General features: G+C 38.2%; 11 protein-coding genes. 2 read left to right on the plus strand and 9 right to left on the minus strand.

Going from position 1 to position 10,540, the window contains the following annotated elements; genetic code table 11:
* Positions 1-55 precede the first annotated feature (55 nt).
* Both RLO81_RS10320 and RLO81_RS10325 read left to right on the plus strand, forming a co-directional pair.
* On the plus strand, positions 56-949 hold the full coding sequence (locus RLO81_RS10320; RefSeq protein WP_350111036.1) for a hypothetical protein: 894 nt from the start codon (positions 56-58) through the stop codon (positions 947-949).
* Positions 946-1,560, plus strand: a complete 615-nt coding sequence (locus tag RLO81_RS10325; protein WP_350111038.1) for an IMPACT family protein — start codon at positions 946-948, stop codon at positions 1,558-1,560. The genes RLO81_RS10320 and RLO81_RS10325 overlap by 4 nt, the downstream gene beginning before the upstream one ends.
* A 222-nt stretch (positions 1,561-1,782) precedes the next feature.
* Here RLO81_RS10325 and RLO81_RS10330 read toward each other — a convergent pair whose 3' ends face one another.
* The 9 genes from RLO81_RS10330 to RLO81_RS10370 all read right to left on the minus strand — a co-directional run.
* Complete coding sequence (locus tag RLO81_RS10330) at positions 1,783-2,286, minus strand: hypothetical protein (RefSeq protein ID WP_350111041.1); 504 nt, start codon at positions 2,284-2,286, stop codon at positions 1,783-1,785.
* 285 nt (positions 2,287-2,571) lie between these two features.
* Positions 2,572-4,647 (minus strand): amidohydrolase family protein, encoded by a 2,076-nt coding sequence (locus tag RLO81_RS10335; protein ID WP_350111044.1) that lies wholly within the window; start codon positions 4,645-4,647, stop codon positions 2,572-2,574.
* 105 nt (positions 4,648-4,752) lie between these two features.
* Positions 4,753-5,064, minus strand: a complete 312-nt coding sequence (locus RLO81_RS10340; RefSeq protein WP_350111047.1) for a type II toxin-antitoxin system RelE/ParE family toxin — start codon at positions 5,062-5,064, stop codon at positions 4,753-4,755.
* Positions 5,057-5,296, minus strand: a complete 240-nt coding sequence (locus RLO81_RS10345) for a ribbon-helix-helix domain-containing protein (protein ID WP_350111050.1) — start codon at positions 5,294-5,296, stop codon at positions 5,057-5,059. Before RLO81_RS10345 ends, RLO81_RS10340 begins: the two co-directional genes overlap by 8 nt.
* A 120-nt stretch (positions 5,297-5,416) precedes the next feature.
* Positions 5,417-6,505 carry a Fic family protein gene (locus tag RLO81_RS10350; RefSeq protein ID WP_350111053.1) on the minus strand — a complete coding sequence of 363 codons (1,089 nt, stop codon included), beginning with the start codon at positions 6,503-6,505 and terminating at the stop codon, positions 5,417-5,419.
* Positions 6,506-6,890: 385 nt separating this feature from the next.
* Positions 6,891-7,796: an outer membrane beta-barrel protein gene (locus tag RLO81_RS10355; protein WP_350111056.1), complete on the minus strand. Its 906-nt coding sequence runs from the start codon at positions 7,794-7,796 to the stop codon at positions 6,891-6,893.
* Between the two features lie 28 nt (positions 7,797-7,824).
* Complete coding sequence (locus RLO81_RS10360) at positions 7,825-8,421, minus strand: 3'-5' exonuclease (protein ID WP_350111059.1); 597 nt, start codon at positions 8,419-8,421, stop codon at positions 7,825-7,827.
* Between the two features lies 1 nt (position 8,422).
* The gene (nhaC, locus tag RLO81_RS10365; RefSeq protein WP_350111062.1) at positions 8,423-9,868 is read right to left on the minus strand and encodes a Na+/H+ antiporter NhaC; all 1,446 of its coding nucleotides are present in this window, start codon (positions 9,866-9,868) and stop codon (positions 8,423-8,425) included.
* A gap of 45 nt (positions 9,869-9,913) precedes the next feature.
* Positions 9,914-10,540: NAD(P)/FAD-dependent oxidoreductase (locus tag RLO81_RS10370; RefSeq protein ID WP_350111065.1), on the minus strand; the 627-nt coding region annotated here is incomplete at its 5' end.

Here is a 10,540-nt window from a genome sequence, read left to right on the forward strand (position 1 = left end):
CCTTTTTTTCAGGCAAAGGTTACAGGCGGGCTAATCTTGATTAGATTTGCAGCTTATGCATTATTTGATTTTATGTATTCTGGCCAATGTGGGTATTTTTTTATGCTTTCGCCAGTTTAAGGCATATGGTTTAAACACCTTTCAGGCTATTGTATTTAACTACATCACTTGTGTGGGTACAGGTATTATTTTCCTCGGTGATTCTACCTTGCTTATGGAGATTAACTACAACAAACCATGGGTGATTATTGGTATTGTTTTAGGGTTAATTTTCATATCCACTTTCTACCTCATGGCACTTACTACGCAGCGTTTTAGTATGACAGTCTCTTCCATTGCATCTAAAATGTCTTTAATTATTCCGGTGATTATCAGCCTGTTGATTCTAAAAGTGCAATCGAAGGAATATACCGTTTTTAATTATTTTGGGATGTTCATGGCTATTCCGGCCATCGTAATGTCATCATTTAAAAAGAGGGGTGTGGAAGGGTCTGATTTTACCCGTCTTGCTATCTTATTGCCAATAGCAGTTTTTTTATTGGGTGGCTTAATTGACTCATCGATTAACTATACCAGCTATCATTACTTAAGTGAAACAGTGGAGCCAATATTCCCGATTGTTATATTCTCATCTGCGGCATTCATTGGTATCATTTCAATGATGGTTTCCGGTCAGCGTATAACGCTGGGCAATTTCATAGGTGGTGCCATTTTAGGAGCCATTAACTACTTTTCAATCTACTTTTTAATACGCACACTATCCTATTTTAATAATGATGGTGCTGTGGTATACCCTATGTTAAATGTAGGTATCATTTTGCTATCAGCTTTCGTTTCTATACTCATATTTAAAGAAAAGCTAAGCAGGCTAAATCAAACCGGTTTACTATTGGCTATATTGAGCATTGTGTTACTTTCGTTTGAGGAATTACTCGCTTTATTATTTTGATTACCAGTTACTTAACTATTAAAGAATCGGGAGAAGGCCTCTTTAAAGATAAGGGCAGCAAATTCATTGGTCGTACTTTTCATGTAGAAAGTGCGGAGGAAATAAAAGCAGCATTAGAGAGTTTACGAAAAGAGTTTTACGATGCCAGGCACCATTGCTATGCATATGTACTGGGTGCCGATAAATCTCAATTCCGAGCCAATGACGATGGCGAACCTAACCATTCTGCCGGAGATCCTATTTTAGGACAAATTCATTCCAAAGATTTAACGGATACACTTGTGGTGGTTGTGCGTTATTTTGGCGGTACTAAGCTAGGTGTAAGCGGATTGATAAACGCCTATAAGCTGGCTGCGGAAGAAGCACTTACTAATTCGATTATTGAAAAAGTGGTTGTAAAAGAATCGTTTACTCTCAATTATCCATACGATTCGACTAATGAGTTGATGCGTCTTGTTAGCGATTTAGAAATACAGATAGTCGATCAAAAGTTTGAAACGGATTGTACACTTATTGGCAAAGTGAAGATTGATAAAGTGGAAGAGTTGAAAAGCAAAGTGGAGTTGTTGAAAAACACAGGTACGGAGGTAGTTTTATATCTCTCAAAGTAATATGCTAATATTTAAACACCGAATCGGCTATTGATCGCCACACCTCACTTCCTCCTATTTGCCGTGTGAACAAATACAAAATGTTTCCTAAACCCACAGCTATCAGGGCAGGATGCCACCGTTTAAACCTCCAACATATAATAACAATGGGCACTAAGCAGAGCAGAGTTGAAAAGAACAGAACATCTATAAAGTCATAGGGCGGAGGAAAACCGAAAATAATCATTGTTGATAATAGTGTAATCGGCCCAATGCAGGCATTAACGCCCAAAACACAGTAGCGATCATCCAAAAAGCATGATCTTCGAGGTTTTTCACTTTAGTTATACCAATTATTACACTGAGACCAAATCCGATAATTGTTATTATGTCTGTAAAAGTTACGCCATAAAAGAAATCCATAGATACTACAGGGTTAGGCTCTAAGTTGGCTGCAGCTTTTAGATTCAAAGGTATAATTGTAATTGCGGAAAAGGTGACAGCCCCGGCAAGAAATAGTGCAATTTTCCCGTAATACTTATGCAATTCAATTTTGCCGTTCGTAATTAGATACGGCTGCACGATTACCATGATGTACCAAAGTATTGCAGACAAGCCATGCATGTGTTGGTGCCAAGTAGCATCAGGTAACTTAAGAAAATAGCTTCTGGAAAATCCAATAATTGAAATCACAAATGGAATGATCAACCATTTATGAGCACTCTTAAAGTCTGATAAAGTGGTCATGGTGTTTAAAGGAAATTGAAATTACGGAATTTTAAATAGACTTTATCACGCTGATGATCCAAAAGAAGGGCATGTTTCCAAAAGCTAAGAATGGAAACATTGTATGAATGCCTTTAGAAGAAGAACTAACAAACACTAAAATTAAGAAGGTAGTCTATTAAAAATTTAATACGAATTGTACCCTTATTGGCAAAATTATATTTGACTTGGTTGGTAAAGATGTAAACTAAGGTCGAGCTCTTAAATAATACAGGTATTGAAGTATGTCTTAGTGTCTAAAACTACCTAGTTCACCACCGGCTTCTCACAAAATGGTTGAATTCCAAACGAAGGATACACCTCACTTGGATAATAGATAGTGCCACCTCGTGAAACCATCGAGATAGTTTTAATGGCTTTTATGTTCTCTACCGGATTACCAGGCACCAAAAAGAAATCAGCAAGTTTGCCGGTCTTAATTTCGCCCAGGTTCTCATGCCCAAGATAATTAGCCATGTCATAGCTTCCCAGTTTCAATATTTCAGCTGGAGTGTAGCCCAATTGCTGATACAACTCAAGTTCTCTGTGTTGATTAAATCCACCACCCAAATCAGTACCCGGCACTATGAAGATGCCACTCTTTTTCATTTCTCTTAACGTCTCAATAATTTTATCATAAGCCAATCGATAGGCTTTATCCTCTTCCTCATCAGAAATATTGAATAAGGCTACTTTGTAATTTCGCTGTGTATTAACAGGCATATTCTCGGCATAATCAACAACTCCTGCTCGCGTGGTTCCATTTCTACCCAGCAAGCCATATTCATGGATGGCCAACGTAGGGTCAACACCTACCTTATTTTTCACCATTAAATCCAGGGTTTCAACTACTTTATCGCTGGTTAAATCCAAATCGCCAAAGCGTTTCATAGCGGTGAAGCGCAATAATGTGCGTGTATCTTCGTCAGGCTCCAGTACCCAACCCAACATAATCTGATTAATGTGGGTCATTTCATCATACCCGCCTTTGATCATGGCGTTGGCATTGGAGAAGGCCGGTACGTGACCACACATAAACAGGCCTAATTCCTTTGCTTTTTTAGAAATGGCTGGTATCCATTCGCCCTTCATGCTATTGTAAATTTTTATGCCGTGATAACCCTGCTGGTGATAAAAATCTACTGCATCCAGTGCCTGTTGCTCGTTTTCGACTAAAATGCCATTGTTATTATTGGTTGGACTTTTGCCTTCAATCATTCCGAGGCGTGTAATTCGCGGCCCGGCCAGCACTCCTGATTCAATTTTTTGAATGAGCTCACTCAGCACCTCATGGTCGTTGCCCATATCCCGAACGCTGGTTACACCTGCCAGTACATTACTCAAGGCTCTTTCATCACCCATGTGGCCGTGCATATCGTAAAGACCTGGCACCAGCGTGCCACCGTTTCCTTCTATCACGGTTTCGTTTTCTTGCACGGCAGCATCTGCTGCTTCTATACCAATGATTTTATCCCCACTAACCACTACAGATGATGGTTCAGTTAGTGTCAGGCTGATCGGATCGAAAATACGGACATTTTTGATTCTGATATTGCCTTCATAATTATGTGCAAAGTCTGCTTGCAGTTGCTCAAATCGCTCTGCAGCATACTTTTCTGACAATAGGCGCATCTCTTTCTCTTGGTCTCCATAACCTTCTCGGATGATACAGAACTTTGGTGAGATGTAGGCGAAGAACTGGTCATTCTCATCTAAAATGAAATAATCGGGATCCATTTGATGGCCGATTAATGCATAGCTTGTAAGCTTTAAACTCGCTGAATCACTTTGTATCTGCATTGACTCCATTTCTATCAACTCTAACTGTCCGGATGGCAAGGCAGCAACTTTTCTATCTTCTGTGTTTAAAAGCACTCGTGCAGCGAGAAACAAAAAGTATGGGCTACCTGACTGAACAATATAAAATGATGGCTCCGATATTATTGCTTCACCCTTGCCAGTAGCATCTTTCCACGAAGCCGTATTATTAGCTAAACTGAAATGTTCTTCTACCTGATTTCCAAAGGTGGTATTACCTGCGATGTCCCATTTTACAGGAAAACCTTCTGCATTAAGTACAATGGTATCTTTAGAACCTGGGCCACGACCATTGGATTTATAATCGTAATCCGAGATTAGAGTATCTCCTGAACGGGTGATGTTTAAAAAACCAACCTTATGCCCGTTGCGGAATACAGTGTACGCTTCTTCTGATGGTAGTGGATTGACTTCTGGTTGTTCATTTTGGCTGGAGCAGCTTAATAGCAAGCAAAAAGTGGCTGTACTAAGAATTTGGAATGTCTTTTTTATTGAGAAAGACAAAAATGAGTTCGCAGAGATCATAATTTGATGAGTTAGTTTGTAATAAACCGCTTGATTTCAAGAAGATGAATGTAGTGTTTTATTGGTTTTGGAGCAAGTGGGGAGTTAAATCAAGTAAAACTTTAGCTACTCTTTACCTTCATCTAATTTATTAAAGGAATCTTCAATATCTTGCCTGCCGATAATTGTCATAATCTCAATAACTTCATCTTTGACTCTGTAATAGATGCTATCCGACCCACAAACACATCTTCTGTAACCTGGTCTTATGAAATCAACTGCCTCAAATGAGTAAGGTCTTTGAGCTATTATTTCAAAATACTTAAAGAAGGAATCGAAATATTTATCAGCTTGTGGTGCACCAAATCTTGTGGTCCCGTAATGATGAATTCTAATTAGATCCTCCTTAGCCACGTTGCTAAGTCTGTAGTTAGCCATTCAATAAAGACTTAGACTCTGCCAATATTTGTTCTTTGCGGCTAGTTGTAAAGCCACTTTTTTCAGCTTTGTCCAGTCTCATTCGTACCAGATCAATTTGTTGCTGCTGTTGTCTGGCCTGTCGTATCAGGTCGTTTACAAGCTCACTCTTACTTGCATACTCCTTACTCTTAACCTGAGCTTTTAGCCATTTATCGTTTGGTTCTGTAAAGGAAATACTTTGTCTGGCCATAATTTATTGATTTGGTGTAATAACGCACCAAATATAAAATTAGTTGGTTAAAAATTGAAAGTGCGATTGTGAGTTTGCACAGTGCGGCTATTTTTTTTTATAGATTGTTGTGCTTTCGTTTTAACTTTTCATTTCCAATATCTTCATCAAATCTTCGTTTAAGTAAAGTTTTTCCTTACCGACTCGAATAGACTTTAGATATCCATGTTCTTCCAATGAAATTAAATAATTACCCACTGTTTTAGGTGTACCTAGTCCGGCATCAATCAAAAATTGTCTCTTTGTATATGGCAGCTTAAAAAGCAATTCAATTAAATCTTTAGAATAAGCCTTTGGTAAAGTAGCTTTAATTTTTTCTCCGGTTGTTTCCATCAATTCTATTATTGACTCCAGGCGTTTAAGTCCTCTTGTTGCTGTTTGTTCGATCATATCCAGCATGTAAATTATAAACCCTGCCCAATCTTGTTGTTCAGTCACTGCTTTTAGATGTTTGTAGTATTCATTTTTATGCTGAATAATGTATTCACTTAAGAATATTGCAGGTATATCCAGGAGCCTTTCTAGTTTAAGGTAAAGGAGTAATAAAATTCTTCCCGTTCGTCCATTACCGTCAGAAAATGGATGAATGGCCTCGAATTGGTAATGCATTATGGCCATTTTAATTAGTGGGTCAAATGAATTATCTGTGTTTATGAATTCTTCAAGATTGGCCATTTTTTTTCGGATGATATTTTCGCCTGATGGGGGCGTGTATATAACTTCTCCGTTCGAATTTGACAAGTTAGTTCCTGGAGTTGTTCGAATTCCTGAAGTATTTTGCTTAATACACTGAACAATTTCAATGCAAAGGTTAGTGGTTATTAATGGTTTTGATTCTAGCTTATTTAGAGCATTCCAAATAGCCTCTTTATAACTTATTACTTCCTTAGTAGCCGGATTATCATATTTCTTATCAGCTACTACTGATTTGTAGAGGTCATCATTGGTTGTTATTATATTTTCTATTTCAGAGCTAGCTTTAGCTTCTTGTAGATGAAGAGTATCAAGAAAAAGACGTGGGTTAGGAAGATTGATGATTGCTCCATTAAGTTGAGCTAATGCTCTACTAGATGAGATATTCTTTTTTAATACTTCTTTGGTTTCTACCTCTGTGTCTGGTGGGAGCAGTGGTAAATCGTTATAGGGTAGATTTTTGTCGAATGTTGTCATTTTCGGAGGTAAAAGTTACACTTGAAATTTCATCAAAGGTAAAAATAGTAAAAAATTACTCTCGTTTAAATCTTAAGTGTAATAATTACTCTCGTTTTAAGGTATGAAGTACAACGACCTTGTAAGGCACGTTTGTTTACTTTCCCGATAGCTAAAGGGATTACAGGGCATGAAACAGGCTCGATTTGGGTTTAGAACCTAGTCATACCGCGGTAAGCAGGTTTTGCGATCTTTGTTAAATAGAGTTGTAGAAATATTAGTGTCTAAGTAGGCTAAATCGAAAAATTACAAAAGTCACAAGTTAGAAACTTACGCCAGATAAGATGTATCGTCTAAAATAAAAATTGAATAAGAGTTTGATACTAAGGATTAAAAGTTATAAAATTTAATTGGAAGACAAATTGTATGCAACTCCTACTTTTAATGAAAGACTTACATTTGTTGCATTTGAGTTAAGTCCATAATAATTTTTTGATTCAACTTCAGTTATCCAATTTAATTGATCACCAGGATAAGCACCCAGCCCATTAGGGCGAAGAGAGTAATTATATTCATTATCATTTTTACTGTCTATTGTTAATAGACCAATATTGCTAAAGATGCCCAAATTAATGGCCCAAATTTTAGAAATATGATATTCGTACCCTATTCCTAGTGAAAATCCTAAGTCAAATTTTCTAGTTAAATCCAATTTGTTGTAGTCAATATTATTTTGTGATTGAAATTCATATCTGTATCCAGACTCATGAGAAACAATTTTCTTATCCAATGAACGTACTTTAGACGATAATAAAATACCGGTATAAATCCCTGCATCTAAAAAAAGGCCACTATTACCAATTTGTCTTCTAATTGTTATGGGTACCAATAAGTAGTTATTGGTAATGTTTCTTTCAAATGATTGTTCAACCGTACCTGGAGTTGAACTGCTTAAATCAAGCTCTACACTACTATAATTCAGATCAATACCTCTAGTCCCATAGTTAATGAAAAGTATAAGATTTAATTTCTCAGTTAACATAACTTCCAGGCCTAAGCCAGCCTCAAAACCAAATTTTATATCTTCTGTCAAACTTGTTTTATATTGATATTCTTCAAAATGTGTTGAACCAGTAGAATATAAACCATATACAATAGTTTTATGTGGGGCACTACTATTGATCAAATTACTTGCATTAGGTCCTGCATTCATAATGATCCTATTTATCTTATGCCAATTATTCTGAGCAACTAAGTCGTTCTGAGACGATGCCAACATTATTGTAAATAAAATAACACTGAAATATTTCATAGTTTATCTTAGTCTTTTAATCTTAAAGTTAACTGCTCGCAGCTTCTAACCACCCCTGCTTCACCAACTTATTATACATTTTAATGCATACCCAGGCATCGGTGGCAGCATAGTAAATTTGCTTTTCGGTGAGCTCTTCTTTTTCCCAGTTAGTAACCTGGGCGCTTTTAGAAATCCTGAAACCAAGAATAATGGCAGTCAGTTTTCGGAGGCCGTTACTTTCAATGCCAATTTCTTTAACCAAATGGTTGAGTTCCACAAAACCTTTTGGGTTCATTGGGCTTAGCTTTCTCAAATCTTTCAAATCATCGCGCAAAGCAACACCTACTTTAATAATTTTCTCAGATTCTAAGAACCGCTTTAGCTCTGCTGGTATTCCTACCTTATTCACACGTATTAAAAAAGCCTTTTCCTCGGTGGCAATTTGCAAGAGTGAGATGTGATTGTACTCTCCTTTCTTAAAGGCAGGCTTGCTTTCCGTATCAAAACCCACCACCTTTTCTTTTGAGAGTTCTTTTAATGCAGATTTTAACTCTTCAGCAGTTTCAACCACAGCAATCTCGCCTTCAAAGCGCTGAAGTTCCAGCTCGTTAATATCATCGTTGTGAATAGTAGAAGTAAACATTTTAATCCTCCTTCTCTATTCGTTTTATTTTAATGTTAGCATAGGCAAACAAAATAGTCATAAACGGACTAATGATATTAAAGAAACAGTAAGGAGCAAACGCATATGGCGAGCAACCCAAAACCGATGACTGATAGGCACCACAGGTATTCCAAGGGATTAACACGGAAGTGACTGTTCCGGAATCCTCCAATGTTCTGGAGAGGTTTTCAGGTGCTAACCCACGGTCGGCATATTCTTGTCGGAACATTCTACCGGGCACCACAATGGCAATGTATTGATCAGAAGCCGTGAGGTTGAATGTGATGCATGTGCCTGCGGTTGCCGCTACCAATGAGCCTGTAGAATGCGCTACTTTTATAATTGAATCGGCAATTTTTCGTAGCATGCCGTTGCTTTCCATTATTCCACCGAAAATCATAGCACAAATAATTAGCCATACTGTGGGAAGCATACCTTCCATACCGGAAGAGGTGAGGAGCTCATCCACCATGCCATTGCCTGTAAGAATATTCACTTCAGTAAACATAGCTCGCATAACTACTTCGTAGCCGCTGGCCAGTCCATATTCTCCACCGCCAGTAAGCTCAGAAATAATTTGTGGTTGAAATAGTATTGCAAAAACAGCTGCAAGTACAGTGCCTAGCAATAGTGCCGGTAAGGCAGGCATTTTTTTAATGATCAGGATGATCACTAATGCCGGTACAATAAATAAGAACAGGTTAATCTCAAATTTAGAGGCAATAGCTTGTTGTACTTCGTTAACGGTACCCAAAGAAGAGTTTCCATCAGCAGCAAATCCAAGTGCTAAAAAGATGATAAGTGTAATAATTATAGATGGCACAGTTGTAAGTGACATGTATCGAATGTGAGTAAACAAATCCGTTCCGGCCATGGCAGGTGCCAAATTTGTAGTATCAGAAAGTGGCGACATTTTATCACCAAAGTAAGCTCCTGAAATAATGGCTCCGGCAATCATGCCTTCGCTTAAGCCTAGTGCCTGACCAATCCCCATTAGTGCAATACCCATTGTAGCTGCGGTTGACCATGAGCTGCCTGTGGCGAGTGACACCACAGCACTGGAAACGCAAGCTGCAAATAGGAAGATGGATGGGTTTAAAATCTCCAGGCCATAGTATATCATGGCGGGCACTACACCACTGATCAGCCATGTTCCGGCCAGCGAGCCAATCATCAATAGAATTAAAATGGCCGACATGGCCGAGCTAATACTTTTTACTATACCATCTAAAATCTCCTCCCAACGGTAATTCAGGCGTATTGAAAGGATGCCAGCAAAGGTAGCGGCAAATATAAGTCCCATCTGGTTGGGGCCATACGAAGCGTTATCACTAAAAATGTAAACATTGGATGCCAGCAGAATAACCAGAAATAAAATAGGAAGTAGAGAGAGTCCCAGCGAGGGCACTTTATGATTTTTGTCCATCAACACATTTCAGTTAAAGTTCCGAAGATATGAAATGCAGGCCTTTTAAAGCATCTTTTGAGCTAGTTTTTCACCCATCTGGCTTCCTATAGCCACGCCCATGCCGCCCAAACGAACCCCCAGATGAATATTTTTTGTATGCTCTTTAAATATCGGCACCTTGTTTTCTCCAAAAGCCATGATACCGGCCCAGGTATGTTCCACTTCAAAATGGTGGTTGGGTAAAATTATTTCTTTCAGCTGCCTTTTGAGCTCTTGTTCAATTTGTTGGTTGATTTCAAGGCCAGTGGTTGTTTCACCTTTAAAGTCCATATTTCGGCCACCGCCAAAGATTACCCGCTTACCTTCATTGCGGAAGTAATAGTAACCTTCATCAATATGAAATACACCTTTAAAAGGTAAATTTTCAATGGGTTTTGTTACCAACACTATTCCTCTGCCTGGTGCAATGTCAAGGTTATCGATGAGTTTATTGGTGAAAGCATTTGTACACACGGCCACCTTTCCAGCTTTAAGTATTAGACTATTTGTATTGTTTTTAACTTCAATTTCAACGTCATCCCCTGAATCAGCCAGACCTATCACTTCCGCACCTGTCCAGATAGAGATACCCAATTTCTGTGCAATATGAATAAGTTGGCTCATCATTTTACCGGTATGAAGTTGTCCCTC

It is taken from the genome of Fulvivirga sp. (assembly GCF_040220315.1).
GTDB lineage: Bacteria > Bacteroidota > Bacteroidia > Cytophagales > Cyclobacteriaceae > Fulvivirga.

Coding starts and splice junctions, on each gene's coding strand:
- RLO81_RS10335 (WP_350111044.1), bottom strand. CDS start 4,647: ATGATCTCTGCGAACTCATTTTTGTCTTTCTCAATAAAAAAGACATTC.
- RLO81_RS10340 (WP_350111047.1), bottom strand. CDS start 5,064: ATGGCTAACTACAGACTTAGCAACGTGGCTAAGGAGGATCTAATTAGA.
- RLO81_RS10350 (WP_350111053.1), bottom strand. CDS start 6,505: ATGACAACATTCGACAAAAATCTACCCTATAACGATTTACCACTGCTC.
- RLO81_RS10320 (WP_350111036.1), top strand. CDS start 56: ATGCATTATTTGATTTTATGTATTCTGGCCAATGTGGGTATTTTTTTA.
- RLO81_RS10345 (WP_350111050.1), bottom strand. CDS start 5,296: ATGGCCAGACAAAGTATTTCCTTTACAGAACCAAACGATAAATGGCTA.
- RLO81_RS10330 (WP_350111041.1), bottom strand. CDS start 2,286: ATGACCACTTTATCAGACTTTAAGAGTGCTCATAAATGGTTGATCATT.
- nhaC (WP_350111062.1), bottom strand. CDS start 9,868: ATGGACAAAAATCATAAAGTGCCCTCGCTGGGACTCTCTCTACTTCCT.
- RLO81_RS10355 (WP_350111056.1), bottom strand. CDS start 7,796: ATGAAATATTTCAGTGTTATTTTATTTACAATAATGTTGGCATCGTCT.
- RLO81_RS10360 (WP_350111059.1), bottom strand. CDS start 8,421: ATGTTTACTTCTACTATTCACAACGATGATATTAACGAGCTGGAACTT.